The sequence below is a fragment of the Thiosulfativibrio zosterae genome (assembly GCF_011398155.1).
In the GTDB taxonomy this organism is placed as follows: Bacteria; Pseudomonadota; Gammaproteobacteria; order Thiomicrospirales; family Thiomicrospiraceae; genus Thiosulfativibrio; species Thiosulfativibrio zosterae.
In genome coordinates this window covers 1,148,160-1,173,135 of sequence record NZ_AP021888.1, presented here as the reverse complement: position 1 = coordinate 1,173,135, position 24,976 = coordinate 1,148,160, and the positions used below count along the sequence as shown (strand labels likewise).

At 42.8% G+C, this 24,976-nt stretch carries 29 protein-coding genes and 2 tRNA genes; 16 read left to right on the top strand and 15 right to left on the bottom strand.

The genetic code is table 11. The features are described from left to right. Positions 1–38 precede the first annotated feature (38 nt). From THMIRH_RS05270 to THMIRH_RS05260, 3 genes are all read left to right on the top strand, one after another. Positions 39–1,430: a class II fumarate hydratase gene (locus THMIRH_RS05270; RefSeq protein WP_173291110.1), complete on the top strand. Its 1,392-nt coding sequence runs from the start codon at positions 39–41 to the stop codon at positions 1,428–1,430. 56 nt (positions 1,431–1,486) lie between these two features. Further along, on the top strand, positions 1,487–1,855 hold the full coding sequence (gene trxA, locus THMIRH_RS05265) for a thioredoxin (protein WP_173291109.1): 369 nt from the start codon (positions 1,487–1,489) through the stop codon (positions 1,853–1,855). Between the two features lie 65 nt (positions 1,856–1,920). Beyond that, positions 1,921–2,850: a DHH family phosphoesterase gene (locus THMIRH_RS05260; RefSeq protein ID WP_173291108.1), complete on the top strand. Its 930-nt coding sequence runs from the start codon at positions 1,921–1,923 to the stop codon at positions 2,848–2,850. 69 nt (positions 2,851–2,919) lie between these two features. Here THMIRH_RS05260 and THMIRH_RS05255 read toward each other — a convergent pair whose 3' ends face one another. Further along, positions 2,920–3,558: a CBS domain-containing protein gene (locus THMIRH_RS05255; RefSeq protein WP_173291107.1), complete on the bottom strand. Its 639-nt coding sequence runs from the start codon at positions 3,556–3,558 to the stop codon at positions 2,920–2,922. Between the two features lie 188 nt (positions 3,559–3,746). Here THMIRH_RS05255 and THMIRH_RS05250 point away from each other — a divergent pair, with 188 nt between their 5' ends. From THMIRH_RS05250 to THMIRH_RS05230, 5 genes are all read left to right on the top strand, one after another. Continuing rightward, positions 3,747–4,349 carry a peroxiredoxin gene (locus THMIRH_RS05250; protein ID WP_173291106.1) on the top strand — a complete coding sequence of 201 codons (603 nt, stop codon included), beginning with the start codon at positions 3,747–3,749 and terminating at the stop codon, positions 4,347–4,349. Between the two features lie 86 nt (positions 4,350–4,435). Continuing rightward, the gene (locus THMIRH_RS05245; protein ID WP_173291105.1) at positions 4,436–5,305 is read left to right on the top strand and encodes a polyprenyl synthetase family protein; all 870 of its coding nucleotides are present in this window, start codon (positions 4,436–4,438) and stop codon (positions 5,303–5,305) included. A 115-nt stretch (positions 5,306–5,420) separates the two neighbouring features. Further along, positions 5,421–5,804, top strand: a complete 384-nt coding sequence (gene queD / locus THMIRH_RS05240) for a 6-carboxytetrahydropterin synthase QueD (RefSeq protein ID WP_173291104.1) — start codon at positions 5,421–5,423, stop codon at positions 5,802–5,804. A 110-nt stretch (positions 5,805–5,914) separates the two neighbouring features. After that, the gene (locus tag THMIRH_RS05235) at positions 5,915–6,205 is read left to right on the top strand and encodes an STAS domain-containing protein (protein ID WP_173291103.1); all 291 of its coding nucleotides are present in this window, start codon (positions 5,915–5,917) and stop codon (positions 6,203–6,205) included. 11 nt (positions 6,206–6,216) lie between these two features. Then, on the top strand, positions 6,217–7,008 hold the full coding sequence (locus tag THMIRH_RS05230; protein ID WP_173291102.1) for a prepilin peptidase: 792 nt from the start codon (positions 6,217–6,219) through the stop codon (positions 7,006–7,008). A 37-nt stretch (positions 7,009–7,045) separates the two neighbouring features. Here THMIRH_RS05230 and THMIRH_RS05225 read toward each other — a convergent pair whose 3' ends face one another. Then, entirely contained in the window at positions 7,046–7,339 is a 294-nt protein-coding gene (locus THMIRH_RS05225; RefSeq protein ID WP_173291101.1) for a DUF3579 domain-containing protein, read from the bottom strand. Positions 7,340–7,553: 214 nt separating this feature from the next. Between THMIRH_RS05225 and THMIRH_RS05220 the strand changes: the two genes are divergently transcribed. Continuing rightward, entirely contained in the window at positions 7,554–8,621 is a 1,068-nt protein-coding gene (locus THMIRH_RS05220; RefSeq protein ID WP_173291100.1) for a 3-deoxy-7-phosphoheptulonate synthase, read from the top strand. Positions 8,622–8,694: 73 nt separating this feature from the next. On the opposite strand, the gene thiL is transcribed toward THMIRH_RS05220, so the two are convergent. From thiL to glyA, 8 genes are read right to left on the bottom strand one after another with little or no spacing between them, the layout of a single operon-like run. Further along, the gene (thiL, locus tag THMIRH_RS05215; protein WP_243831507.1) at positions 8,695–9,717 is read right to left on the bottom strand and encodes a thiamine-phosphate kinase; all 1,023 of its coding nucleotides are present in this window, start codon (positions 9,715–9,717) and stop codon (positions 8,695–8,697) included. A 32-nt stretch (positions 9,718–9,749) separates the two neighbouring features. After that, positions 9,750–10,244 carry a transcription antitermination factor NusB gene (gene nusB / locus THMIRH_RS05210; protein WP_173291099.1) on the bottom strand — a complete coding sequence of 165 codons (495 nt, stop codon included), beginning with the start codon at positions 10,242–10,244 and terminating at the stop codon, positions 9,750–9,752. A gap of 14 nt (positions 10,245–10,258) precedes the next feature. Continuing rightward, a complete protein-coding gene (gene ribH / locus THMIRH_RS05205) occupies positions 10,259–10,720 on the bottom strand; it encodes a 6,7-dimethyl-8-ribityllumazine synthase (protein ID WP_173291098.1) in 462 nt (153 codons plus the stop codon). Positions 10,721–10,759: 39 nt separating this feature from the next. Continuing rightward, positions 10,760–11,872 carry a bifunctional 3,4-dihydroxy-2-butanone-4-phosphate synthase/GTP cyclohydrolase II gene (gene ribBA / locus THMIRH_RS05200; protein ID WP_173291097.1) on the bottom strand — a complete coding sequence of 371 codons (1,113 nt, stop codon included), beginning with the start codon at positions 11,870–11,872 and terminating at the stop codon, positions 10,760–10,762. A 38-nt stretch (positions 11,873–11,910) separates the two neighbouring features. Further along, the gene (locus tag THMIRH_RS05195) at positions 11,911–12,570 is read right to left on the bottom strand and encodes a riboflavin synthase (protein WP_173291096.1); all 660 of its coding nucleotides are present in this window, start codon (positions 12,568–12,570) and stop codon (positions 11,911–11,913) included. Between the two features lie 2 nt (positions 12,571–12,572). Continuing rightward, the gene (ribD, locus tag THMIRH_RS05190) at positions 12,573–13,730 is read right to left on the bottom strand and encodes a bifunctional diaminohydroxyphosphoribosylaminopyrimidine deaminase/5-amino-6-(5-phosphoribosylamino)uracil reductase RibD (RefSeq protein WP_198415250.1); all 1,158 of its coding nucleotides are present in this window, start codon (positions 13,728–13,730) and stop codon (positions 12,573–12,575) included. 9 nt (positions 13,731–13,739) lie between these two features. Then, on the bottom strand, positions 13,740–14,201 hold the full coding sequence (gene nrdR / locus THMIRH_RS05185; protein ID WP_173291095.1) for a transcriptional regulator NrdR: 462 nt from the start codon (positions 14,199–14,201) through the stop codon (positions 13,740–13,742). A 25-nt stretch (positions 14,202–14,226) separates the two neighbouring features. After that, the gene (gene glyA / locus THMIRH_RS05180; protein ID WP_173291094.1) at positions 14,227–15,498 is read right to left on the bottom strand and encodes a serine hydroxymethyltransferase; all 1,272 of its coding nucleotides are present in this window, start codon (positions 15,496–15,498) and stop codon (positions 14,227–14,229) included. A 209-nt stretch (positions 15,499–15,707) separates the two neighbouring features. On the opposite strand from glyA, the gene ettA reads away from it, so the two are divergent. Continuing rightward, complete coding sequence (gene ettA / locus THMIRH_RS05175) at positions 15,708–17,375, top strand: energy-dependent translational throttle protein EttA (RefSeq protein ID WP_173291093.1); 1,668 nt, start codon at positions 15,708–15,710, stop codon at positions 17,373–17,375. A gap of 22 nt (positions 17,376–17,397) precedes the next feature. Then, positions 17,398–18,315: a sensor domain-containing diguanylate cyclase gene (locus THMIRH_RS05170; RefSeq protein ID WP_173291092.1), complete on the top strand. Its 918-nt coding sequence runs from the start codon at positions 17,398–17,400 to the stop codon at positions 18,313–18,315. 63 nt (positions 18,316–18,378) lie between these two features. On the opposite strand, the gene THMIRH_RS05165 is transcribed toward THMIRH_RS05170, so the two are convergent. Continuing rightward, positions 18,379–18,978: a tRNA-uridine aminocarboxypropyltransferase gene (locus tag THMIRH_RS05165; protein WP_173291091.1), complete on the bottom strand. Its 600-nt coding sequence runs from the start codon at positions 18,976–18,978 to the stop codon at positions 18,379–18,381. Between the two features lie 44 nt (positions 18,979–19,022). On the opposite strand from THMIRH_RS05165, the gene THMIRH_RS05160 reads away from it, so the two are divergent. The 5 genes from THMIRH_RS05160 (at position 19,023) to THMIRH_RS05140 (ending at position 20,468) form a co-directional block, all read left to right on the top strand. After that, positions 19,023–19,490, top strand: a complete 468-nt coding sequence (locus THMIRH_RS05160; RefSeq protein WP_173291090.1) for a GNAT family N-acetyltransferase — start codon at positions 19,023–19,025, stop codon at positions 19,488–19,490. A 13-nt stretch (positions 19,491–19,503) separates the two neighbouring features. Next, positions 19,504–19,938 carry a tautomerase family protein gene (locus tag THMIRH_RS05155; RefSeq protein ID WP_173291089.1) on the top strand — a complete coding sequence of 145 codons (435 nt, stop codon included), beginning with the start codon at positions 19,504–19,506 and terminating at the stop codon, positions 19,936–19,938. Between the two features lie 7 nt (positions 19,939–19,945). After that, positions 19,946–20,191, top strand: coding sequence for a (2Fe-2S)-binding protein (locus THMIRH_RS05150; protein ID WP_173291088.1), 246 nt, complete (start codon positions 19,946–19,948; stop codon positions 20,189–20,191). 76 nt (positions 20,192–20,267) lie between these two features. After that, positions 20,268–20,354, top strand: a tRNA-Leu gene (locus THMIRH_RS05145). A 37-nt stretch (positions 20,355–20,391) separates the two neighbouring features. Further along, a tRNA-Val gene (locus tag THMIRH_RS05140) sits at positions 20,392–20,468 on the top strand. Between the two features lie 106 nt (positions 20,469–20,574). Here THMIRH_RS05140 and THMIRH_RS05135 read toward each other — a convergent pair. The 4 genes from THMIRH_RS05135 to THMIRH_RS05125 all read right to left on the bottom strand — a co-directional run bounded on the left by THMIRH_RS05135 (position 20,575) and on the right by THMIRH_RS05125 (position 24,966). After that, positions 20,575–20,763, bottom strand: coding sequence for a hypothetical protein (locus tag THMIRH_RS05135; RefSeq protein WP_173291087.1), 189 nt, complete (start codon positions 20,761–20,763; stop codon positions 20,575–20,577). A gap of 106 nt (positions 20,764–20,869) precedes the next feature. After that, positions 20,870–21,703: a hypothetical protein gene (locus tag THMIRH_RS05130; RefSeq protein ID WP_198415249.1), complete on the bottom strand. Its 834-nt coding sequence runs from the start codon at positions 21,701–21,703 to the stop codon at positions 20,870–20,872. Then, positions 21,690–21,875: a hypothetical protein gene (locus THMIRH_RS12075; protein ID WP_198415248.1), complete on the bottom strand. Its 186-nt coding sequence runs from the start codon at positions 21,873–21,875 to the stop codon at positions 21,690–21,692. Before THMIRH_RS12075 ends, THMIRH_RS05130 begins: the two co-directional genes overlap by 14 nt. A 37-nt stretch (positions 21,876–21,912) precedes the next feature. Continuing rightward, on the bottom strand, positions 21,913–24,966 hold the full coding sequence (locus THMIRH_RS05125) for an AAA family ATPase (RefSeq protein ID WP_173291086.1): 3,054 nt from the start codon (positions 24,964–24,966) through the stop codon (positions 21,913–21,915). Between the last annotated feature and the right edge of the window lie 10 nt (positions 24,967–24,976).

Sequence of the window (24,976 nt, the reverse complement as noted above, 5' to 3'; positions counted from 1 at the left end):
ACATAAATTTTAATCATTTAATTGCCAGCCTTAAACTCATGTCACAAACAAAATTTAAAACTGTCAAAGACAGCATGGGGGAATTAGAAGTCCCTGTAAACGCACTTTATGGCGCCCAAACTCAACGAGCTATTCAAAACTTCCCCATTAGCGGCTTGAGAATGCCCTCTCAATTTATTCAAGCATTAGCCTATGTAAAGTTTGCCTGTGCTTCTGCAAATGAAGAACTGGGATTGCTTTCAGAACAAAAGATGGATGCCATTCAAATCGCCTGTAAAGAAATCATACAGGGTAGATATGATGACCAATTCCCTATTGATATTTTCCAAACGGGTTCAGGCACCAGTTCCAACATGAACATGAATGAAGTTTTGGCCACCTTAACCCAACAACTCACTAATATTGAAGTCCATCCAAATGATGACATCAACATGAGCCAAAGCTCAAACGATGTTATCCCGACAGCAATTCATGTCGCTGCAGCCATCGCAGTTGAAGAAACTTTGCGCCCTGCTCTTCAATTGCTGATTGATACTTTATTGGATAAAGAAGCGCAAATTGGCCATATTGTTAAGACCGGTCGCACCCACTTAATGGATGCCACTCCGATTACACTTGGACAAGAACTTTCGGGATGGCGTGCTCAAATTCAAGATAACCTTGAAAGACTGGCCGATACGCAAAAGCGTATTCAGCGCCTTCCGCAAGGGGGAACCGCTGTGGGTACAGGCATTAATGCTGATTCAGAATTTGGGCCCCTTGTTTGTGCCAATCTTTCAACCATTACGGCTGTCGATTTTGAGTCCATGCCAAACTTTTATGTTGGCCTAAGCTCTCAAGATACGGCTGTTGAACTTAGCGGTCAGCTCAATGTTTTAGCCACCAGCTTAATGAAAATTGCCAATGATCTTCGCTGGATGAACTCTGGCCCTCTTGCAGGCCTGGGCGAAATTCAATTGCCAGCGCTTCAACCTGGCAGTTCAATCATGCCAGGAAAAGTGAACCCTGTTATCCCAGAAGCTGTGTGCATGGTTGCGGCACAAATTATGGGCAATCATACTGCCATTACCATTGGTGGACAAGCTGGCAATTTCCAATTAAATGTCATGCTACCGATGATTGCACACAATTTGTTGCAAAGTATTGAATTAGCAGCCAGTGCCGCTACTCAACTAGCCACTCAAGCCATCTCAGGATTCACGGTTAACGAAGCCAATTTACAAAAAGCATTAGACATAAATCCAATTTTAGTCACTGCACTGAATACCGTTGTCGGCTATGAAAAAGGCGCTGCGATTGCAAAAGAAGCTTATAAAACCGGCTTACCCGTTTTAGAAGTTGCCAAATCAATGACCGACTTAGATGAAGACACCCTTAAAAAATATTTAAATCCAGCCTTACTAACCCAAGGCGGCAATCCAAAAGTTTAGTCGCTATGCGGCAATCATGCCGCCTAGTTAAACCCATTCTTAAAAAGGAGCTGATTATGGCCACCGTTAATTTAGACATCAATCAATTTGAAGACACCATCGCTAACAATGACATACTAATTTTCGATTTTTGGGCAGAATGGTGTGGTCCTTGTAAACAGTTTGGGCCAATTTTTGAAGCTGTTTCTGAAAAGCACCCTGACATCGTATTTGCCAAAGTCAATGTTGAAGAACAACAACAACTTGCGGGTATGTTCCAAGTTCGTTCAATTCCTACTATCGTTTTTATGCGCGAGAAAATTGTTGTTTATTCAAATCCAGGTTTGATTCCTGAAGGTGACTTGGAAAAAGGCATTGAACAACTTAGAGCTTTAGACATGGAACAAGTTCATAAAGATATTGCAGCCGAAGCAGAAAAAGCTTAATCTTTTAGCAATTAACTTTTACTGACTCTTATAATAGAGCGTTTGTTTTACCAGAGGATTGAATTATGGCCGAAAAAAAGTTTCGTTTGGTTACGCGTAGTGATTTTGACGGGTTAGTCTGTGCCGTTTTATTGAAAGACCTAGACCTAATTGATGACATTTTGTTTGTTCACCCAAAAGACATGCAAGATCAAAAAATCGAAATCACTGAAAATGACATAACCACTAATTTGCCATATGTTCCTGGGTGCCATTTAGCTTTTGACCACCATTTAAGTGAAAGTATTCGTAATGGCTTAATTGAAAACCACATTATTGATGCGAATGCACCCTCCGCTGCGCGCGTGGTTTATGACTACTATGGTGGCAAAGCAAAATTCCCAAAAATTTCTGATGATTTAATGGACGCTGTCGACAAGGGTGATGCCGCTCGCTTTAATCGCGATGAAGTCTTAAACCCATCAGGCTGGCCGCTGTTAAATTATTTAATGGATGCTCGCACAGGATTAGGGCGTTTTAGAGAATTTAGAATTTCTAACTATCAATTAATGATGGAACTCATTGATTATTGTAGAGATCACACGATTGAACAAATTTTAGCCTTACCCGATGTCAAAGAGCGTGTTGATTTATACTTTGAACATGAAGAAGCTGCCAAAGAACAACTACAAAGATGTGCGACTGTGCATGGTAACCTCGTGGTTTTAGACTTAAGAAACGAAAGCTTGATTCACCCAACTAATCGCTTCTTAATTTATGCGCTTTACCCAGATACCAATATTTCTATTCATGTACTTTGGGGACTCAAGCAGCAGAACACTGTTTTTGCTGTTGGTAAATCTATTTTGAATCGCTCATCTAAAACCAATGTTGGTGAACTCTGCCTTCAATATGGTGGCGGTGGCCATATGGCTGCGGGTACTTGCCAAGTGGAAAATGATCAAGCAGAAACCACTTTAAGCGCTTTAATAAAAAAAATTAACCAAGATGGTTAAGTTTGCTGCGCTCTAAAAGTTTGACACTCTCTTAAAACGAAACGGGCTACTTGCCCGTTTTTTTTGAATCTAAGCATACAACCCTAAGGGGGGTTCAGCCGCAACCCTGCGCACAATATCAGAAAGGGTTACGATACCCAAAATGGATTCGGTTTCAGACATAATCGGCAAGCAACCAAACCCATACTCACTCATGACCAAAGCAATTTTACGAATATCCATATTACGATGCGTGGTCACCACTTCTTTTACCATTACCTGTTCAACGGTCTCATTTTTAATTTCTTCTAAGGCTCCTGTTTTGTCCAAAATTGCGCGTGACAAAATACAACTTGAACTGCATAAACCTATCAACTGTTGATTTTCCAAAACAGGCAAATGATGAATCTTTTTCGCTTGCATAAACTGCCAGGCATCCGCAATCGACATGCGCTTATCAACTGTCACAACCGGTTGGCTCATAATCTCAAACGCTTTAACAACAATATGACGCTCATGATCCACATTTTGAGTCGACTGATAATGTTTTAATGCCGCTCTATTTTGTAACTGTTTTTTGGCCGCATCCTCTGCTTCTAGGTGCATTTGCTCTAACTCACTGCGCTGCACAGGATTCACTTTTTTTGAGGGGTCAACTTTTAAAGCAGCATGCAATTGTCCTGGACTGACGGCATTAGAACCCTCTGGAGAATAAACCATAAACATCATCAAAACCCTCTTAGCCAAACCTTTTGAAAATGACTTCATTAGATTTAAAACTGATTGCAAAACATTACACCTATTATCTGTATCGGCCGAGCTGACTAAAAGCTTAAAACTTCAAAAAACACTTCACAAATAACCTACAAATTTACTATACTATTTAAGTTGTTTAATTTTAATCAAAGGAAAAGAACATGTCTGTACTCGTTACAAAATCAGCCCCAGATTTCACTGCCGCCGCCGTATTAGCAGATGGCACAATTGTTGACAACTTTAACTTAAAAAGCCATATTGCTGGCAAGTATGCTGTTGTTTTCTTTTACCCTTTAGACTTCACTTTTGTATGTCCTTCAGAAATTCTAGCATTTGATCACCGCGTAGAGCGTTTCAAAGAACTTGGCACTGAAGTTATCGGTATTTCTATTGACTCACAGTTTACACACAACGCATGGCGTAACACTCCTGTTAATGCAGGTGGTCTTGGCCCAGTTAAATTCCCATTAGTTGCCGATGTAGGTGGTTCAATCATGGAAGCTTACGGTGTTGTTCACCCTGCCAATGTTGCTTTAAGAGGTGCGTTCCTAATTGATAACAAGGGCGTAGTTCGTCACCAAGTCGTCAACGACTTACCGCTAGGACGCAATGTGGATGAACTCATTCGTACTGTTGAAGCACTTCAGTTCCACGAACAATACGGTGAAGTTTGCCCAGCAGGCTGGAAAAAAGGCGATGCAGGGATGAAAGATTCACCTGAAGGTGTTGCTGAATATCTAAGTCAACATGCTGATGAACTATAATTTATAATTAGGTTCATAACTCTATTTAAAAGCCGTCATATGACGGCTTTTTTAATCATCTTTGTAACCCTTTTTTTGGATACGCCTTGAAACAACAATTACAAAAGTATGAAACTCGCACCAATCAAGTTTTAACCCAAATACTCAATACCCAAAGTCATTCTCCGCTCTACGAAGCATTGAGCTATGCCACGCTTAACCCAGGAAAGCGTCTAAGACCCGCATTAATTTATGCGTTTGCAGAAGCCTTTAAATGCCCTTTGGAAAAAGTGGATAGCTTAGCTGCCGCCATTGAACTGATTCACAGCTACTCTTTAGTTCACGATGATTTACCCGCAATGGATGACGATGACTTGCGTAGAGGTCGTCCAACCTGTCACATTCAATTTGATGAAGCCACCGCCATCTTAGTCGGCGATGCGCAACTCACCTTAGCGTTTGCAGTCATCAGTAACGATCATCATCTCAATGCTGAGCAAAAAGTATCTGCCATTCAAATCCTAAGTGCTGCCAGTGGCAGTTTAGGCATGATTGCAGGTCAAATGATTGATATTCAATCAGAAGGCCAACTTACTTCCTTAGAAAACTTAAAAAGAATGCACCTTCTAAAAACAGGGGAGCTCATAAAGGCGGCTTGTTTACTCGGCGCACTGCTATTAGACAATGACTTAGAGCGTCACACAAAAATTGGGTTATTTGGTGAAACCATTGGCCTAGCCTTCCAAGTTCAAGATGATATTCTCGACATTGAAAGCACCACCGAAACCCTTGGAAAACCCCAAGGCAGTGATGAGAAATTGTCAAAATCGACCTACCCTAAATTAATGGGATTAAAGCAAGCCAAAGTTTATCGTGATCAACTCATCACCGAAGCCCAAAACCTACTCCTAGACTTAAATTTAAACTCCCCATTTTTAATGGATTTAACTCACTATATTGCTCAACGACAGCATTGACGGTAAAAAAGCCCATTTAATTAAGGCTTCAATCAGCAACCCGATTAAAGGGCTTTCATTAAAAGGTTATTATTTGATATAATTATTCTTTTTCAAATGGTTAGCGCTCATCAAAATGGCACAAAAATTCGTTTTAAAAACATTACTGGATTTTGCATCGGCACACAGCCTTAGAGGCTACCCAGGCGATTGCGCTAAATTGCACGGACACAACTGGAAGATTGAAGTTCAAGTTGTCGGCTCACAATTAAATGACATTGGTATGGTTATCGATTTTAAAGAAATCAAGCGCCATGCAAAATTGGTTGTCGCAGAACTCGACCACACCTTTTTAAACGACCATCCCCACTTCAAAGAGGTAAACCCTACCGCCGAAAACATTGCGGTTTATCTTTTTAAAGAAATTGAACGCCGAATTCAAACCCCTGAAGTAACCATGCACAGCCTAACTGTATGGGAAAATGATCGTAACTGCGTGACCTACAGTGAGTCTATCTGATCCTTTTAGCTAAAAAATTCATTATTTTCTAAATTATCTTGATATCCCACTTTTTTTTAAAAATCTGATGGCTTATACTGACAGTCAATTTCCAAACAAGGTACGCAAAAATGATTAGCTCAAAAATTGAAGATGGCACACTTTTTATCTTTGTGAATGGTTCATTTACCATTAACCTATTCCCTGAATTTCAAGCAACCTATGAAAATAAAAAATTTGAATCCGTGATTATTGATTTTTCAAACACTGACAGCATTGACAGTGGTGGATTAGGAATGCTGTTGCAGCTGCGCACCATTCAAGGTGAAAATGCCAATAACATTACCCTCAAGGGTGTTTCTAAACAAATTTTAAAAGTTTTTGAAGTCGTCAATTTCGAAAAATTATTCAAGATGGTTTAAACATCATACTGATGATGCATGATGCCTATTTAATCTATTTCTTCAGCGGTCTAATTGGCATTATCATCGGCAGTTTTATTTCCATGCTGACTTGGCGCCTGCCAAGAATACTAGACCTAGCGCCAGAAGAACAACTCAAAAACATCAGCATCAGCAGATCGCATTGTCCCCAATGCCAAACACCCCTTCCTTGGTATCGCCTATTCCCGCTGTTTAGCTGGTTGGCTTCCCGAGGAAAATGCCATGCATGTAAAACACCTATTTCCGCTCGCTACCCACTGATTGAATTCATCACCGGGCTTTTTACGCTCTTTATGGTGTATCACTTTGGTTTAAACATCACTGCGGCTTATGCGCTGGTTTTCACTTGGATACTCATCACCCTTTGCGTGATTGATATTGAACATCAACTGATCCTAGATAAACTCAGCCTGCCTTTAATGTGGATAGGTTTATTAATCAATACTCAATCAACTTTTGCTTCGCCGATAGAAGCTATTTGGGGAGCCGCGGCGGGTTATATGATTTTGTGGACGATATTCCAGATATTTAAGTTAATCACTGGAAAAGAAGGCATGGGCTATGGGGATTTCAAATTACTGGCCGCGTTGGGCGCTTGGTTTGGTATTGCCAGCCTACCGCAAATTATCTTAATTGCCTCACTCAGCAGTATTATTTTAGGGGTATTTTTAGCCGTAACACGCTTAAAACCGCTCAGTGACCCCATTCCTTTTGGACCTTATTTAGCCATAGGCGGTTGGGTTTCGTTAATTTGGGGAAGTGACTTAATCCAACAAATGTAGGATTAATCAAAGACAGGAATCAAAAAATCAGTTGGGGTTAAGACCCTAACTTTTCTTCGTCAATCTCACAGACTTGGGTCATTTTGAGTTTGTTAGATTTTACAAAATTCATCACATATTCAAACATGTTTGGATTTTGTTCTTCTAGCGCCGTATCAATCATTAAGCATTTTTCGCCTTCATATAATTCAGGGTGCAACATATCAGAAAACACCAAACGATGCGATGTACCATAAGAAGCACCCATAGAAGCTATACGATCAATCCAATCGCTTGGACGAAACTTTCTACCTTCTTCAGTGACGCCTTGAATAATATATCTACAATGCACTTTACGGTTCCAGAATGATGAAAAAAATGTTTAATTTTAAATTTTGCAGAATTTTACCATAAAATTTTTAAAGCGAAACCGCTTATCCTTTAAAAATCCTTAAAATTTAACCAGGCCTGGTTATTTTTAAGCGTTTTTTTACGCTCAAGACCCTCTAAAAATGGCATAATACTTCACCTTAATATAGTCATGATTTCAGCAAGGTTTATTCGCAATGACACACAAGTATCAAACCGATGATTTACGCATCAAGAGCATTACCGAAGTTCAATCCCCTAAAGAACTGCATTCTCAATATCCAATAACGAATAATGCTTCTCAAACGGTTTATGACACTCGCCAAGAAATTCATAACATTCTTTCTGGTCGTGATGACAGAATTCTGGTTGTCATCGGACCTTGCTCCATTCACGACCCCATCGCTGCCCGTGAATATGCCGAGCGTTTGAAAGGACAAATTGAACAGCACAACAAAGACCTTTTGATTGTTATGCGCGTTTACTTTGAAAAGCCCCGTACGACAGTTGGCTGGAAAGGTTTAATTAATGATCCAGACTTAAATGAATCTTTTGAAATTAACAAAGGTCTTGGACTAGCTCGCTCCTTGTTATTAGATGTCAATAGCATGGGTATTCCTTGCGCAACTGAGTTCTTAGATTTGATTTCGCCCCAATATGTGTCTGATTTGATTTCTTGGGGCGCCATTGGCGCTAGAACCACTGAGAGCCAAGGTCACCGTGAATTGGCTTCTGGTTTATCCTGCCCAATTGGATTTAAAAACGGCACTGATGGTGGGTTTAAAATTGCAGTCGATGCGATTCGTGCAGCCAACAACCCACACATTTTTATGTCTTTAACCAAAGCAGGACAATCTGCAATTTTTGAAACCACAGGTAACCAAGATTGCCATGTGATTTTGCGTGGTGGTAATGACGGCCCGAATTATGAAGCACCTTTTGTTGCCGAAGCCGTAGCTGCACTGCAAGCCGCAAAAGTGCAAGATAAACTGATGATTGACTGTAGTCATGCAAACTCCAGCAAGCAACATGAAAGACAACTCATCGTTGCAGAATCTATTAAAGAGCAACTTGAAGCTGGCTGTGAAAATATTATGGGTGTCATGGTCGAAAGTCATTTGGTTGCAGGTGCACAATCCATTCAACCGGGTAAAGAACTGGTCTATGGTCAAAGTATTACTGATGCTTGTATTGATTGGGCAGATAGCGAAAAATTATTAGCCACCCTTGCTGAAGGCGTTAGAGCCAGACGCGAAAAGGCTTAATCCATACAACTCGCAAACTAGAAAAACAAAAAGGGCTTTACGCCCTTTTTTTGTATCCGTAATGTAAAAAATATTAAAAGTGCTGATAGCCCAATCGTTTCATAGGCATAACATTCCCTGCAGAATCCCTCAGAACCAAGCGTTCACCCTCAGCAGTATAAGGCAAGGTTTGCCCGACTCTGCTTAATCTTAATCCCAAAGAATCAGCCAACTGCTTAATTGCTGACGCACTATCTGGGAGAGCCACAAAACACAATTCATAATCATCACCGGTATTTAAACCAAATAATGAATCTGATTGTTTTTTGGCCCAGGCTATCAATGCCTCAGAAAGAGGCAACGCATCGTAGTCAATGCTAGCGGCTAAGTTAGATGCTTTTAAGATGTGCGACAAGTCCGCTAAAAATCCATCTGAAATATCAATCGCGGCTAAGGCCAAATTTTGTGCTAACAACGCTTGTCCTAAAGACAAGCGAGGCTCGGGTCGATTGAGTTTAGCAATGGCATCCGTGCAATACCCAACATCACCAGGCATCAATTGATTCAACACATTCGCCAAACCTAGCCCACCATTACCTAAGGCGCCAGAAATATAAATATCAGCATAGGCCAAAGCGCCTGAGCGCAACAAACCTTTTCCACTCGGCACCCATCCCTGAGCAGTCACCGTAATCGATAAAGGACCTTGCGTGGTATCGCCACCAATGAGTCGAATTTGGGCTTGTTCTGAGAGCGTTTTAAGCCCCAAGCTGAAGCTTTTTAACCAGGCCTGGTTATTTTCTTGTGGCGAAAGCGTTAAAGCGAGCGAATAAAAAGCCGGTTTAGCACCCATCGCTGCCAAATCACTTAAATTGACGGCCAGTGCTTTCCATGCAATATCATAAGGGGTTGTGTTTAGTGGAAAATGTCGACCAGCAATCAGCGTATCGGTGACCACTACCAATTGATGATTGGCCGGGCAATTTAAGATAGCTCCATCATCCCCAATACCGACTTCTCCAGAATCAACTTGAGACAAGGGGGCAAAATATTGGTTAATTAAATCAAATTCGTGAGACATGGCAAAACCACTGCGAAAAGGCGTTAGACCAATCATCTAACGCACCTAGAAGTAAAGGCTAGCAACTGCTAGGATTTTGGGACGGCTTGACCAAACTCTAAAGGACGCAACACTTGTGCGACCTTATCTAAAATGCCATTAACATACTTATGACCTTCATCTGCACCATAGCGCTTCGTTAATTCAACCGATTCGTTGATGACAACACGGTATGGAATTTCGAGTTTTTCTTTCAACTCAAAAATGCCCATACGCAAAATGGCTTTTTCGACAGGATTGATCATTTCAACACGACGATCTAAATGCGGAGCCATTAAGGCATCTAACGCTTCAAATTCGGTGCTGACATAACGAATAATATCGTTATAAAGTGACATATCGATATCTCGTAACAAACCATCTTCAGAAAACTGTTTTGTTAAACTATAAACATCCGATGTATTCAGCTGCCACTGATACAAGGCTTGCATTGCCACTTCACGGGCTTTAGAGCGAGGTGTTAAGGGTTTCGTATCATCCGGCAACTCTTCACCTTGACCCGGTTTAAAATCTTTTATATTCATGACATTTCTAACTGTTAAATTTGTTTTAAAACATTAACCATTTCAATGGCTGCTAGGGTGCACTCTTCGCCTTTGTTTCCTGCTTTGGTACCCGCACGCTCAATGGCTTGTTCAATTGAATCAACGGTTAAAACGCCAAATGCGACCGGCACACCGGTTTGCAGTTGTACTTGCCCAAGACCTTTAACACACTCACCTGCAACATATTCAAAATGAGGCGTTCCACCACGAATCACCGCACCTAAAGCAACCACTGCATCATACTTGCCAGAAGCCGCCATTTTTTGCGCAACCAATGGAATTTCAAATGCACCTGGCACCATGACCTGGTCAATATTATCTGCAGACCCGCCATGTCTAATCACCGTGTCGATGGCTGCTTTAACCAAACTGTCTACAATAAACCCATTCCAACGACCAACAACCATGCCGATTTTCATGCCTTGAGCGGTTAAGTGTCCTTCGATAATATTCATGTTTTTCTCTCTTTGCTAAATGTCTAAATTGACGCGTTATTATTGTTTTGCGATATTACCAGCGATTTCTAAACCGAAACCCCCTAGCCCTGTCATCTTCCAAGCTGAACCGATGACTTTAATTTTCTTTAACCCTAGGTCAGCCAAAATCTGCGCGCCTAAACCAAAGGTTTTGGTGTCATCATCCAACATGGTATCTGGCGTTTTGATACCCATGTCTTTTAAATGAAATTGTTGAATCTTATCCAGCAGTGCCGCACCATCTTCATGCTTACGAAGCACCACCAAAGCGCCATTGCCTTCGGCCACAATTTGTTGCATCGCCGCTTCTATAGACCAGCCACATTCTGAACGCGTTGAGCCAAATAAGTCGCATAAAGTATCTGCCATATGCACTCGCACCGCCGTTGGCTTCTCTGGGTCAATTTTGCCGTAAGTTAGGGCGAAATGGGTTCTGTGTTCTAAAATATCTTCGTAACCAATTAACTTGAAATCGCCATATTTGGTTGGCAATTTACACTCAGATACCCGCTCGATGGTTTTTTCATTTTGTAAACGGTATTGAATCAAATCAGCAATGGTGCCAATTTTTAAGCCGTGAGTTTTGGCATAATCTTCTAAATCATCGCGGCGCGCCATACTGCCATCTTCATTCATGATTTCCACAATCACTGACGAAGGTTCAAACCCCGATAATTTTGCTAGGTCGCAACCGGCTTCTGTGTGACCTGCGCGGGTTAATACACCGCCACTCTGTGCCATTAATGGAAAAATATGCCCTGGCGTGACTATGTCTGCAGAGGTCGCATCTTTTTTAACGGCTGTGCGAATCGTCACCGCTCTGTCAGCAGCTGAAATCCCTGTCGTCACCCCTTCTGCCGCTTCAATAGATACGGTAAAGTTTGTGCCATGCGGGTCTTGATTATTTTGTACCATCAAAGGTAAATGCAACTGCTGGCAACGCTCACGGGTTAAGGTTAAACAAATTAACCCTCGTCCATAACGCGCCATAAAGTTAATATCCGCTGCGGTAACGGTTTCTGCGGGGACTAATAAATCACCTTCATTTTCGCGGTCTTCGTCATCCATTAGGATAACCATTTTGCCTTGGCGATAGTCTTCAATCAGTTCTTCAATGGTATTGAGTTGCATAGCAGCCTTTTAAAAGTGTTCTATTTTATAAATGTGAGTTATTTCGCAAACCCATGTTGGGCGAGATATTCCATCGTCATCTCAGGTTTGGCATGAGTCGTTTCTTGCGGCGCAGTGACCATACGCTCAAGGTATCTGGCTAATAAATCAACCTCTAAATTGACCTCAGACCCCAACTGCAGCTCTTTAATGGTGGTTTCTTGGCGGGTGTGCGGCACAATATTTACCCCAAAAACTTGCCCATCAACCTCATTAACCGTCAAGCTAATGCCATTAATACAGATGGAACCTTTAGCGGCTATGTATTTGCAAATGGCCAAAGGGGCTTCAAACTGATAACGCCACGAGCGTGCATCTTGGCTAATGTGCGTAACCTTGCCTACACCATCCACATGTCCGCTCACCAAATGACCACCTAAGCGGTCTTGTAAACGCAAGGCTTTTTCAAGGTTAACCGCCGAACCGATTTTTAGATGTCCCAAGGTTGTCACTTTTAAGGTTTCGCCAGACACATCTGCAATGTAAGCATTAGGCATTAATTCTATCGCTGTTAAACAAACGCCATTGCAGGCAATGCTGTCGCCAATTTTGACATCGCTCATGTCTAGTTTACCCGTTTCAATGGTCATGCGAACATCTCCACCGACGGGTTGGATTTTAGCGATGCGACCTTCTGCTTCAATTATGCCTGTAAACATGACTAACCTTTTTGAGTTGTAGGAGTTAACACAAGGTGGACATCTTGCCCAACTAGGTTACAAGATTGGAATGCCAACGGTAATTTGTCAGACATGGCTTCTATGCCAGGCAAGGTGAACATAGGCTTGGCTTTATCACCCATAATGGTCGGTGCCACAAAACAATGAAGTTCATTAACAAACCCAGAACGCATAAATGCGCCCGCCACTATCGAACCTGCTTCGACCATTACATCTGTGACTTTTTCTTCTTGTGCCAAATAATGCAATACCGACTCTAAATCCAAGACATCATCTTGCGCCGCCACAGCAACCAGCTCTATGCCCTTGGCATAAAAAGCATCAATTTGGCTACGCTGACTTTCAGCCGATGCCTTAGAGGTCATAACAATGGTTCGCCCCGGTAAAGACAGCATTTTGGCATCTAATGGCATACTCATGTGAGGGTCTAAAATAACGCGAATCGGATGACAATTGTCTTGCGTTAAGTTAATAGAAGCCAATTCTTCATCAGTTAAGCGAACCGTTAAACTGGGGTCGTCTGCCAAAACAGTACCAATACCGGTGATTAAAGCACCATGTTTAGCGCGCATAAAATGCACCGCTTTGCGTGCCTCATCACCCGTAATCCACTGACTTTCACCATTAGCCGCCGCGGTTCTGCCATCTAAACTGGTGGCCATTTTTAATCTCACAAAAGGTAATTGTGTTTTCATGGTTTGAATAAATCCTAAATTCAGCGACTCTGCTCGTTCTTGCATTAGCCCAACATCAACAGGTATGTTCGCTGCTTGTAACTTTTGAATACCTTGCCCACACACTAACGGATTAGGGTCTTGCATGGCAACCACCACTCGACCGATGCCTGCCTCAATTAAAGCATCCGAACAGGGCGATGTTCTTCCCGTGTGAGAACAGGGCTCAAGCGTGACATAAGCGGTTGCGCCTTTAACAAAGAACCCCCGCTGCTGCGCATCTAATAAAGCTAAACGCTCAGCATGGAGTTGACCGGCTTGGCGATGCCAACCTTCGCCAATGACTTTTGAGTCTTGGGTAATGACACATCCCACCGCAGGGTTCGGCTTGGTCGAGTAAATGCCCTTCTCTGCCAAATCCAAAGCGCGTTGCATCATCAACGCATCAAACTCAGAAAAATTCATTAACTTTCATTAACTTTTAGTGGCTTTCATCAAGCGTTCAATTTCTTCACGAAACGCATTCACATCTTGAAAAGAGCGATACACCGAGGCAAAACGCACATAAGCCACCTGATCTAACTCGCGTAAAGCATCCATTAACAGCTCGCCAATTCTAGAAGAAGGCACTTCTCGAATACCTTCTGCCATTAAATCTTTTGCAATACGATGGATGACTTTTTCAATCGCTTCACTGGCAACAGGACGTTTTTCAAGTGCTTTGACCAAGCCACGACGAATTTTATCTTCGTCAAACTTTTCTCGATTACCGTCACTTTTGACCACCCGCGGCAGCATCAACTCAACCGCTTCATAGGTGGTAAAACGCTCACCACAACTTAAGCACTCTCGGCGACGACGTACTTGCTCACCATCCATGGCAAGCCGAGAATCAATGACTTTCGTTTCTGGTGCGCCACATATTGGGCATTGCATGGTTTAAAGTCCGTTTAATAATGGGTTATTTGTAAACAGGCTTAGCCGCACACAAAGCAGAAACCTTATCGCGTACTTGTGCAATCACAGCTTCATCCCAAGTGGTATTTTCTTGGTCACAAGCATCAATAACATCACACATCCAAGTGGCAAGGTTTGTACAGTCTTCTTCTGTAAAGCCACGCGTGGTTGCCGCTGCTGTACCCACACGAATCCCTGAAGTCACAAAAGGTGACATAGGGTCATTAGGTACTGAGTTTTTATTAACCGTAATATGAGCCGCATCTAAAGCCGCATCAACTAACTTACCTGTTAGGCCTTTTTCAATCAAACTGACTAAGAACAAATGGTTTTCAGTTCCGCCAGAAACCACGTCACATCCGCGCGCCATAAAGACTTTTGCCATAGCTTTTGCGTTGTTAACCACCGCTTGGCAATATTCTTTCCAACCTGGATCTAAACATTCTTTGAAAGCCACTGCTTTAGCGGCCATCACATGAACCAAAGGCCCACCTTGTCCACCTGGGAAAATTGCAGAGTTAAATTTCTTTTCTAAATCTGGATTAGCTTTAGCCAAAATCAAACCACCACGAGGACCGCGCAAAGTTTTGTGAGTGGTTGTCGTCACCACATCGGCAAAAGGGACTGGGTTTGGATAAATACCACCAGCAACCAAACCGGCTACGTGAGCCATGTCGACAAATAAATAAGCGCCCACTGAATCGGCGATTTCACGGAATTTTGACCAATCGATCACTTGAGAATACGCTGAGAAGCCAGCGATAATCATTTTAGGCTTGTGTTCGGTTGCAAGTGCTTGCACTTCAGCATAATCAATTTGACCAGATACCGGATCAATACCGTATTGAACAGCATTGTAAATTTTGCCTGAAAAGCTAACATGCGAACCGTGTGTTAAGTGACCACCGTGCGCTAGGCTCATCCCTAAAACCGTGTCGCCTGGATTTAACAAGGCTAGATAAACCGCCGCATTGGCTTGTGACCCTGAATGAGGCTGAACGTTAGCGTAGTCTGCGCCAAATAATTCTTTGGCACGATCAATAGCCGCTTGTTCAACGATGTCGGCAAATTCACACCCACCGTAATAGCGTTTTCCTGGATAACCTTCAGCATATTTGTTTGTAAAATAAGACCCCTGAGCTTCCATCACACGAGGACTGGTGTAGTTTTCAGACGCAATCAACTCAATGTGCGACTCTTGACGCTTTTCTTCATTTTTAATAGCGTCGGCAATTAAGTCGTCGTAACCCGCAATCGTCATAGACTTTTCAAACATCTTCGTGATCTCCAAATGGTAAAAATAAGTGCGCCATAGTTTACCAAAAAACCACTTCAGATGATTTAAAAATAAAGTTCTTTATAAAACGCCGCAATTTAGGTAAAGTTTTGTTTATTTTTACAAATTAACGCTTTCGTTATCCATTAAACACTTTTAAAAGTCGTTAAACTGATAACAATATCTCATTCATTTATAAGGTTTTTTAAATGGCTCAATTCGTTTATACCATGAATCGTGTTGGCAAAATCGTGCCACCTTCCAAGCATATTCTTAAGAACATCTCTTTATCGTTTTTTCCAGGCGCCAAAATCGGGGTATTGGGTTTAAATGGTTCAGGTAAGTCAACCTTACTCAAAATTATGGCTGGCATAGACACAGACATTATTGGTGAAGCGCGTCCACAACCTGGCATTAAAATTGGTTATTTAGCGCAAGAACCTCAACTAGACGAAACCAAAGATGTGCGTGGTAATATTGAATCGGCCATGCAAGATGTTAAAGATGCATTAGCAGAACTAGATGCGGTTTACGCAGCCTATGCTGAACCGGATGCCGACTTTGATGCTTTGGCAAAAAAACAAGCCGAAATTGAAGATTTGATTCAAGCCAAAGACGGCCACAACATGGATCGCACCCTAGAAATCGCAGCGGATGCCTTGCGTCTACCTGCCTGGGATGCTGATGTTACCAAGCTCTCTGGGGGTGAAAAACGCCGTGTGGCTTTGTGTAAACTACTACTCGAAAAACCAGACATGTTATTGCTTGATGAACCAACCAACCATTTAGATGCTGAATCGGTTGCTTGGTTAGAAAGATTTTTATTGGATTTTAAAGGCACCGTTGTGGCAATCACCCATGACCGCTATTTCCTAGACAATGCCGCAGAATGGATTTTGGAACTAGACCGTGGTGAAGGTATCCCTTATGAAGGCAACTATTCCTCTTGGCTAGACCAGAAAGAAAAACGCCTTGCGATGGAATCTAAACAAGAAGCGGCTCGCATGAAAACCATTCAAAGTGAACTGGAATGGGTGCGCTCTGGTGCAAAAGGTCGTCATGCAAAATCTAAAGCCCGTTTGGCGCGCTTTGAAGAGCTCAGTTCACAAGACACGCAAAAGCGTAACGAAACCAAAGAAATCTTCATTCCTGTCGCAGAACGCTTAGGTGAAAAAGTCATCGAAGTGAATGGCATTTCAAAAGGCTTTGGAGATCGTTTACTCATTGATGACTTATCTTTCCGTTTACCACAAGGGGGTATCGTTGGGATTATCGGACCAAACGGTGCAGGTAAATCTACCCTATTTAAAATGCTAACTGGTCAAGAGCAACCTGACCAAGGCAGCATAGAGTTTGGTGAAACGGTGCAACTGTCTTATGTAGACCAAAGTCGTGATGCACTTAACGATAACAACACCGTTTGGGAGGAAATTTCCGGTGGCAACGATATCTTCATGGTTGGTAACACCGAAGTGAACTCGCGCGCCTATTGCGGACGCTTTAATTTTAAAGGCAATGATCAACAAAAACGTATTGGCACCTTGTCGGGCGGCGAACGCAACAGAGTCCATTTAGCCAAAATTTTACGTACTGGCGGAAACCTATTATTATTGGATGAACCCACCAACGATTTAGACATTGAAACCTTGCGTGCGCTCGAAGAAGCTCTGCTAGACTTTGCAGGTTGTGCGGTGGTTATATCGCATGACCGTTGGTTCTTAGACCGTATTGCTACTCACATGCTGGCATTCGAAGGTGAATCTCATGTGGAATGGTTTGAAGGAAACTTCTCTGACTACGAAGCCGATTTAAAACGCCGCAAAGGTGCCGATGCCGCACAACCGCATCGCATCAAATACAAGCCTATTACTAAGTAGTTCTCTTAAAAGGAAGCTCGCCATGACGGACAACTTTAACAAGCTTAACTCGCACCTCGAAGCCATTGCCAATGCCATGCCCGACCCTATTTTTGTGATGGGACAAGACGGCACTTACTTGGATATCATCGGCGGCAAAGAACGCTCGTTATACGCCGACGGACAATCTTTAATTGGACGCAAGTATCAGGATGTCTTACCCGAAAAAATGGCAGAACGCTTTTTAAAAGTGGTCCAAAAAGCCATTCAAACCGGACGCCTTAATGAAATTGAATATCAACTTGCCGATGGCGATGTGGATGGCATAGAGTCTCCTCGCGTCACCGAAGGCCAATGGTATGAAGCGCGAGTCTATCCAATAGACTCCGAAACCTATGGCCAACCGGCGGTTATTTGGCTGGCCATTAACATTACTGAACGCAAGCACATGGAAGAACAAATTGAACACTTGTCCTCCAACGATCCTTTAACCAACCTGTATAACCGTGACTATTTTCTGGACATCGTTGATGAAGAAATCAACAAAGCCAAACTCAACAACAAACCGGTTTCTTTATGCAAAATCAACCTGGATTGTTTCAAACGCATCACCGATGCCTATGGACATGAAATGGGCGACAAAGCCATTTTAACGGCCGCGCATGCCATTAAAAATGTCGTTAAAGAACTGGGGTATATTGGCCGCATGAGTTGCGACCAATTTATGATGGTGTTACCCGAAGTGAAAGCTGTCGATGCATTTCGAATTACCAAGCTGGCGCAAGAAACCATCTCGGCGCAAAAAATTAAACTGGGCAACAACGAAACCACCTGCCTAACCAGCCACGCGGGTGTAACTGATTTGCGTCAAGAAACTGAACACAGCGAAGACCTCTTTAAACGCGTCACCACCGCCATAAAAGCGTTGGAAGGCACAAGAGAAGTCACTAAAATCCTTTAAAAATCAACTAAAAGCGCTTAAAAATAACCAGGCCTGGTTGTTTTTGGGCGGTTTTTTGTTGTTTTAATGGGCTCCTGTTTGGCTAAAAGATTTTTGCTGGCTTATTAAAGCCTGCAAACCATCGGTCATCTTTTCGTATTTTTGTGAATTATTTTCCAAATCGCTTAATGCCTGTTGCACTGCTTCCAGTGTTGAATAGGTCTGCGCATTCTTTTGTTTACGAATGTCATACTCTGACTTCTTTGCCATACAAATTTGCAATCTTGGCAACTTCGCTAAAAACGGATTTAAGAACAACATCTTACGCGTTTTTCGCCAGGTACCATCTAACACCACCAAACCCAGATTATGCAATTCCACCTTTTCTCTTAGCTGCTCGACTTTTACTAAAGGCGCTTGATCCTCTACGGTTTCTGGATACAACAACACCCAAGACTTATCCGCTAAACGCTTAAGCAAATCCTCTTCATCAAAACTTTCGCCCGCTAACCACTGCGCATTTTGCAAACTCAAATAAGCCAATCTAGCGGTATTTTTAACTTGCAAGGTTTCCAAAGGATGCTGCAAGAATAAGACCTCAACAACATTATCGACACTCACCACAGCATCGCACAAACAGAGCTTTTCTAAGCGCAAACACGCTTCGCAGCGACTTCTCGACATATTTTGTGGTACTCTTACTTTAAATTTTTTACGAAAAAAACATCATGCCACATCCCCGATCACAACTGAACAAAGATTTAATTATTCTGCAAGCAGATGACCTGCAAAAGCGCTTGGGCAATCAGTTTTTAAAAAACCATAAACAAACACCCGCCGGCAAACAGGACGAATTGTTTGTAGTCAAAAACACCCAGCAAACCCTCATAGGCGCAGCACGCCTTGAATGGATAGATCATGCATATTGGCTAAGAAATGTTTATATTGAAGAAAATTCACGCAGACAAGGCATCGGCTCAACTTTGATTATGGGCATGCAGTATGTCATGGGAACACACCCTACCTATTGCTTTGCCTATGAACATCTCACAGAGTTTTACGAAAAGCTAGGTTTTAACACGATATCCGACAGTGTGCTACCCGTCTCTCTTAAAGAAAAGTTTCAGCGCTATCTAAACCAAGATAAAAAAATCTGCGCCATGCAATTCTCACCTAAACCCTTTAAAGGATATTAAAAGGAGGTTCATCATGCCTTTAATCAATATAACCCTTCCCCAAAACGCTTTGAGTGCCGAACAAGAAGAACAGCTGGCGCAATTTGCATCCAATGCCCTACTCACTTTAGAAGGCATGCAACAAAATCCTAAGGCGCAAATGCTTAGCTGGGTTTATTTTCACAAACACCCGCAAAACGATTACTTTATTGGTGGCAAACGGGTTGCAAAACCGCATTATCGTTTTGATGTTTCTATTTTTGCCAATACCATGACGGAGCGTCATAAATCTCAGTTGACAAAACAACTCACTCAAGAGGTTTTGCGACTAGAAGGCACAGATGACAATCTTATGAATGCTGCGCGCGTTTGGGTGATGTTTCATGAAGTGGCCGACGGAAACTGGGGAGGTGCCGGACAAATTTACCACCTCAAAGATTTAATGAACATGATGCAACCCAAACACTGAGCAAGCCATGGCAAAAAACCTTCAAACCCATCTCGAAAAACTACCCGAAACCTTAACAAGAGATCTTGATAAAAACCTCTGTGTATGCAATGAAGTCCCTCGACTTAAAGTGATAGAAGCCATTATTGAGGGCGCAGATACCTTAGAAGCTGTGCGTTGCCAAACCTATGCATCTGATGGAAATGGCTGCTGCAAAAGACAGGTGCAAAAACTCATAGACCACCTTCACCCAACCGCATTAGAAGACATTTAAACCTTTTTAACAAAAGCATCACAAAAGGTTTGACTTAGACAAACTGGCTGTCTATAATGCGCTCCATTCTATGAATGCCAGTGTGGTGAAACTGGTAGACACGCCGGATTCAAAATCCGGTGCCTTTAAAAGCGTGTCGGTTCGAGTCCGACCACTGGTACCATCATTCTAGAATACTTCAAAAGTACAATTCCTATTGTACGACCGTAGCTCAGCTGGTTAGAGCACCACCTTGACATGGTGGGGGTCGGTGGTTCGAGTCCACTCGGTCGTACCAATTTCCTTAGAATACCCCTAATTTTCCTGACATTTTTATTTGCGTCGCAACTGCTTTGAAACTAATCGAGCATAAAATCATTTTTAATTATGCATACATCAACCAATTAAGTGATTATTTTTATGACTATTGTCTGTTTAGATAAATCGCTCAGCGCAGCTGCATCCATCAGCGTCATGCCAATATTGGTTCGTTGGTAGCGAATATATTCACCCAAGATCTTCATATCTAATTCCCCATCGAACAAGGGAGCTTTAGAGGTTACCACTTTTTTGACCATATCCTTTAGACCCATGTTTAAATCCTAACACATGAGGATTATAGGTAAATGATGCAATCCAAAGGATAAAATCCTACAACAATAGGATATTAATAAAGCGCGAAGATTAAAAACCTCACCATCATATGGATACGCCTGCTCTTTTTAACAGGCTTTGCACGGCCTGACTGCTTTGCCCATAGCTGACAAATATGATTTCCAAATTGCAGTTTGCAAATTGATGCAAACTTTTTTCAATGGCATGGATAATCCAATCCGTTGGATTTCCAAAGGCGCCGCCTCCCAATAAAGTGAGGTAGATGCGTCGGTTTCCGGTGCGGTGTTTTTCTAGGAGTGCGTGATGAAAAGTGGCTTCATAGGCGGCATCTAGCACCCACTGCGCGAAAGGTTGCCAGAGGTCGTCTTGATAAGGGTGATAAGCCAATGGCAAGGCAGAACAATACACTTGACTCACACAATGCTGTGCTTGGTTTAGGGTGACTTGGGTATTTTGTTGCAGACCGACTTTGATTAAGGCTTTAAGATTTTCTGCTTCTTCTGTGCTTAAAGCGCTTAAAAACTGCTTAAATTTAACCAGGCCTGGCTTGCTGGGCATGACATAACCGTTTTGCATGGTCCAAAAACCGTGTTTTTTATGATTGGCCGCTCGCTCGAATTCATCGAGCATATTCAGCTGGCATTGGTCTGTTTGCCCTTTCTGCCCTGCCATGTCCACTAGATAATTTCGATAAAGCGTTCCTGCTGCACAGGCCATCGCACAAACAGGGCCTTGGGTTTTGTCATATGCATAACCCGTAATACCTGCTAGCGGGGTTACGCGGGGCGACACCATTTCTAGTAGATTAAATTGCGAGGCAACTTGGAAAATGGCGTTTTGATTTTTAGGGTCTTGATGCAAGACTTGCACATCGCCCACCCATTCCGACAGCTGATTTGGCTGTTTATCTTGCGCCAATAAAGCGGTTTTTTTGGCGTAAGTCTGCCAGTGTGGGTGTTAAAAGAAGCCCAGCTTGATAGCGTTTGCCGCTGGGCAAGCAAACCAGAGTTTCGCCTTGCAGACTCAACTGCGATTGTGTGGTGAGATAGTCGGTTTCGGTAAAGCCTGTTAATTTTTCAAACCAGTTCATCATCTTCCTTTTGCAACAGTTATTTAAACCACCGCTCTTAAACCACTACCTTTAAAAAACTGCCCTGCCCGCTGGCATGCACATCAATCCTCATTGCCATTTGTTCTTTCAACTCAGACACATGAGAAATTATGCCAATACTGCGCCCACTGGCTTGAAGCTGTTTAAGCATTTCAATGGAGCGATCCAGTGACTCTTGGTCTAAACTGCCAAAGCCCTCATCAATAAACAGGGTATCGAGTTTGATGCCACCCGAATAAGACTGCACAACATCAGACAAGCCTAAGGCTAAAGACAATGCCGCCATAAAGGATTCGCCACCCGAGAGGGTTGCAACGCCCCGGCTGCTGTCATTCCAGGTGTCTAAAATTTCTAAATCTAGGCCGGATGTTTTATTGCCTTTGCTTTTATCTTCTTTGCGAATCAGCTCATAACGACCATTGCTCATCATTTTTAAGCGTAACGAGGCAATCTCTAACACATCAGCTAACAACAAGCTCAACACAAACCTTTGTAGATTAACCTTATCCCCCGCAGCACCCGAGAGCACTTGGCTTAGAGTGCCTATCAAGTGATATTCATCTTGCAGAGTTTGGTTTTCTTGATGAGCAAGGGCGAGTTTTTGTTGAACGGATTTCAGCAGCGTGACTCTTTGATCAATCGCTTTAAACTCAAGTTCTGCGTTATCCAGCAAAACTTTAACCTCATCCACTTGTTGTTGTAAGCGATTTAAGTCGGGCGCTGCTTGATCTGCTAGGCTAGTTTGAAGTTGTTGAATCGCACCGTTGATTTGGTTGAGCTGTTCTTCATAGGTGTTGATGGTTTTTTGATGCTGCTCTAACGCTTGCGCTGACCATAGTGCCGACTTAAATTCCGTTACATCTTTGAAGTCGCTCGCCTCGAGTGCCATTTGCCATTGTTGCTGACTAGCTGCTTGTTTTTGCGCTAAGTCTTTAAGCTGTTGTTGGCTGCTTTCAAGCGACTGCTGTGCTTTATCGGCTCGACTTCTTGCCGCTTCTAATGCCAGTCTTGCGGTTTCTTGAGCTTGCTTTAACTCGGCTAAACGCTGTTGCAAATTGTTAATAGCCGAGTTTAATGCCTCTAAATTGCGGTAGGCTTCTGGGAGCTGGGTTTGTAAATCTGACCAGGCCTGGTGTTTTAACTGGGCTTGCGTTTGTAAATGATAAACTTCGGTTTGTAAAACTTGCAGATTAGCTTCTAGGGCTGAAAGTTGTTGTTTGATATTGCCAAGATTGGCTTGAGTATTATTCTGTTCCGTCTTGGCGGACTCAATGTGTTGTATCTGGTTTTGAATGTCAGCCAAGGACTGATTTAAGGCTTCAACAGAGGCATCGGTTGTTAAAGCGTGTTTGAGTTGATCGCGCTGAGATTTTAATTCTGAGTATTGGGTTCTAAGAGCGGTTAAGTGATTACTGGCTTCAGCGTGTTTTTTCTGACAAGCCGCCACTTGGGCAAATGCGGCATCTACATGGGATTGCTCTATTTCATGACTGGCATCTTGCCATTGAGCGGGCTGAGGATGCTCTAAACTGCCACAGACGGGGCAGGCCTGGTTGTTTTTGAGGGTTTTTGCCAGAATATTGGCTTGCCCTAGGTGCCAGCGCATTTGACATTCTGTTGCAGTTTGTTCGGCAGCATTGAGTGCTTGCAAAGCGATTTGCACTTGTTGATTGGCTTGCTCGCCTTCTTGTTTTTTATGGCTCAGTAGCGATTCAAGTCTGGCAAGCTCCGCGACCATTTTCAGCTGTTCTTGCAGTTGAGCTTGCTTTAATCTTGCATCTGTTTCTTGAGTGACAAGGGCTTGCAAGCCTTCTAAACTCTGCTCGGCTGAGTGTTGTGCGGCTTTAAGCGTTTGTATGGACACTTGTGCTTGAGTTAGGTTGGCTTGCTGATGCTGTGCCGCTTGATGCGCAGTTTGCATGTCTGCGTGGGCGAGTTGTAATTTTTGAAGCGCGTCTTGATAGCTTTGCAGCTTGTCTAGTTCTCGATTAAGCTGCTCAATGGTTTTGGCATTGTCATTGGCGGTTTTGGCCGACTGTTCTGCCGTTGCTAGGACTTGAATGGCTTGTTGATTAGACACCCTTAAATCTTGAAGAGTATTTTCCAGTTTAAGTTTGTCTTGGGTGAGTAATTCCATCTGCTCAAACATAGGACTGATTTTTTGTGCCGAGAGCGCACGCTTCATGGCCGCTTTTAATTGATCTATGTTGGGTTGTTCTTTGAGGTGGATGCTTAACCTTTCTTGCTGAGCGGTTAAGTTGTCAAACTGTTGCTGACAATTAAGCCCTGCTTGATGTTGTTTGATGGCTTTTAGATGTGCTTGACCCAGGTCGTTTTTTTGCTGAAGCTTGATTTGATGTTCAACTGCAAGGGTTGTTATTTCTGTGTCTACGGCATCGCTTGAGCTTAACTCTACGGTTTCTAAAATACCGGCAATCTTGGTTTCAAAAGCCTTGATTTGGTCACTGACTTCTTTGGCTTGTTCTTTAATTTTGTCTTCGACTTGTTTGTAGATTTGGGTTTGAAATAACTGGCTAAAAATCTCCTCTCGATCTTTAGAATCGGCTAATAACAGTTCTCTAAAGCGCCCTTGGGGTAACACCATCACTTGTCTAAATTGTTCGCTGTTAAGACCGAGCAGTTCAATCACCTTTTGGGTAACTTCGGTGACTTTTTTAGAGGCCAGCAAAGTGGTTGAAGCATCCCCATGGATTTCCCATAAATAGGCTTCTGGGCCTTTAGAAGTCATCCCCTCGCCTCTGGCTTTGGGCGCATCTTGCTTGGGGATGCGTTGAATGCGATAGGTTTTTGACCCGAGTTTAAATTCAAAGGTGACTTGCGTGAGTAAGGACGCATTGGCATAATCGCAGCGCATCTCGGTGGCATCTCTTTCTTTACCGGTGGTATCGCCATACAGGGCAAAACTGATGGCGTCCAAAAGAGTGGTTTTACCCGATCCCGTATTGCCATTAATCAGGTACAGTGAACTGTCGCCAAACGCATTAAAGTCGATGGTTTGGGTATCGGCAAAGGGGCCAAAGGCTTGGATGGTTAAGGCGAGTGCTTTCATGGCTGAATCT

What these genes read in the sequence shown, in the direction of transcription:
- THMIRH_RS05270 (WP_173291110.1), top strand. Translation starts at nt 39, where the DNA reads ATGTCACAAACAAAATTTAAAACTGTCAAAGACAGCATGGGGGAATTA.
- trxA (WP_173291109.1), top strand. Translation starts at nt 1,487, where the DNA reads ATGGCCACCGTTAATTTAGACATCAATCAATTTGAAGACACCATCGCT.
- THMIRH_RS05260 (WP_173291108.1), top strand. Translation starts at nt 1,921, where the DNA reads ATGGCCGAAAAAAAGTTTCGTTTGGTTACGCGTAGTGATTTTGACGGG.
- THMIRH_RS05255 (WP_173291107.1), bottom strand. Translation starts at nt 3,558, where the DNA reads ATGATGTTTATGGTTTATTCTCCAGAGGGTTCTAATGCCGTCAGTCCA.
- THMIRH_RS05250 (WP_173291106.1), top strand. Translation starts at nt 3,747, where the DNA reads ATGTCTGTACTCGTTACAAAATCAGCCCCAGATTTCACTGCCGCCGCC.
- queD (WP_173291104.1), top strand. Translation starts at nt 5,421, where the DNA reads ATGGCACAAAAATTCGTTTTAAAAACATTACTGGATTTTGCATCGGCA.
- THMIRH_RS05235 (WP_173291103.1), top strand. Translation starts at nt 5,915, where the DNA reads ATGATTAGCTCAAAAATTGAAGATGGCACACTTTTTATCTTTGTGAAT.
- THMIRH_RS05230 (WP_173291102.1), top strand. Translation starts at nt 6,217, where the DNA reads ATGATGCATGATGCCTATTTAATCTATTTCTTCAGCGGTCTAATTGGC.
- THMIRH_RS05220 (WP_173291100.1), top strand. Translation starts at nt 7,554, where the DNA reads ATGACACACAAGTATCAAACCGATGATTTACGCATCAAGAGCATTACC.
- thiL (WP_243831507.1), bottom strand. Translation starts at nt 9,717, where the DNA reads ATGATTGGTCTAACGCCTTTTCGCAGTGGTTTTGCCATGTCTCACGAA.
- nusB (WP_173291099.1), bottom strand. Translation starts at nt 10,244, where the DNA reads ATGAATATAAAAGATTTTAAACCGGGTCAAGGTGAAGAGTTGCCGGAT.
- ribH (WP_173291098.1), bottom strand. Translation starts at nt 10,720, where the DNA reads ATGAATATTATCGAAGGACACTTAACCGCTCAAGGCATGAAAATCGGC.
- ribBA (WP_173291097.1), bottom strand. Translation starts at nt 11,872, where the DNA reads ATGCAACTCAATACCATTGAAGAACTGATTGAAGACTATCGCCAAGGC.
- THMIRH_RS05195 (WP_173291096.1), bottom strand. Translation starts at nt 12,570, where the DNA reads ATGTTTACAGGCATAATTGAAGCAGAAGGTCGCATCGCTAAAATCCAA.
- ribD (WP_198415250.1), bottom strand. Translation starts at nt 13,730, where the DNA reads ATGAATTTTTCTGAGTTTGATGCGTTGATGATGCAACGCGCTTTGGAT.
- nrdR (WP_173291095.1), bottom strand. Translation starts at nt 14,201, where the DNA reads ATGCAATGCCCAATATGTGGCGCACCAGAAACGAAAGTCATTGATTCT.
- glyA (WP_173291094.1), bottom strand. Translation starts at nt 15,498, where the DNA reads ATGTTTGAAAAGTCTATGACGATTGCGGGTTACGACGACTTAATTGCC.
- ettA (WP_173291093.1), top strand. Translation starts at nt 15,708, where the DNA reads ATGGCTCAATTCGTTTATACCATGAATCGTGTTGGCAAAATCGTGCCA.
- THMIRH_RS05170 (WP_173291092.1), top strand. Translation starts at nt 17,398, where the DNA reads ATGACGGACAACTTTAACAAGCTTAACTCGCACCTCGAAGCCATTGCC.
- THMIRH_RS05165 (WP_173291091.1), bottom strand. Translation starts at nt 18,978, where the DNA reads ATGTCGAGAAGTCGCTGCGAAGCGTGTTTGCGCTTAGAAAAGCTCTGT.
- THMIRH_RS05160 (WP_173291090.1), top strand. Translation starts at nt 19,023, where the DNA reads ATGCCACATCCCCGATCACAACTGAACAAAGATTTAATTATTCTGCAA.
- THMIRH_RS05155 (WP_173291089.1), top strand. Translation starts at nt 19,504, where the DNA reads ATGCCTTTAATCAATATAACCCTTCCCCAAAACGCTTTGAGTGCCGAA.
- THMIRH_RS05150 (WP_173291088.1), top strand. Translation starts at nt 19,946, where the DNA reads ATGGCAAAAAACCTTCAAACCCATCTCGAAAAACTACCCGAAACCTTA.
- THMIRH_RS05135 (WP_173291087.1), bottom strand. Translation starts at nt 20,763, where the DNA reads ATGGGTCTAAAGGATATGGTCAAAAAAGTGGTAACCTCTAAAGCTCCC.
- THMIRH_RS12075 (WP_198415248.1), bottom strand. Translation starts at nt 21,875, where the DNA reads ATGAACTGGTTTGAAAAATTAACAGGCTTTACCGAAACCGACTATCTC.
- THMIRH_RS05125 (WP_173291086.1), bottom strand. Translation starts at nt 24,966, where the DNA reads ATGAAAGCACTCGCCTTAACCATCCAAGCCTTTGGCCCCTTTGCCGAT.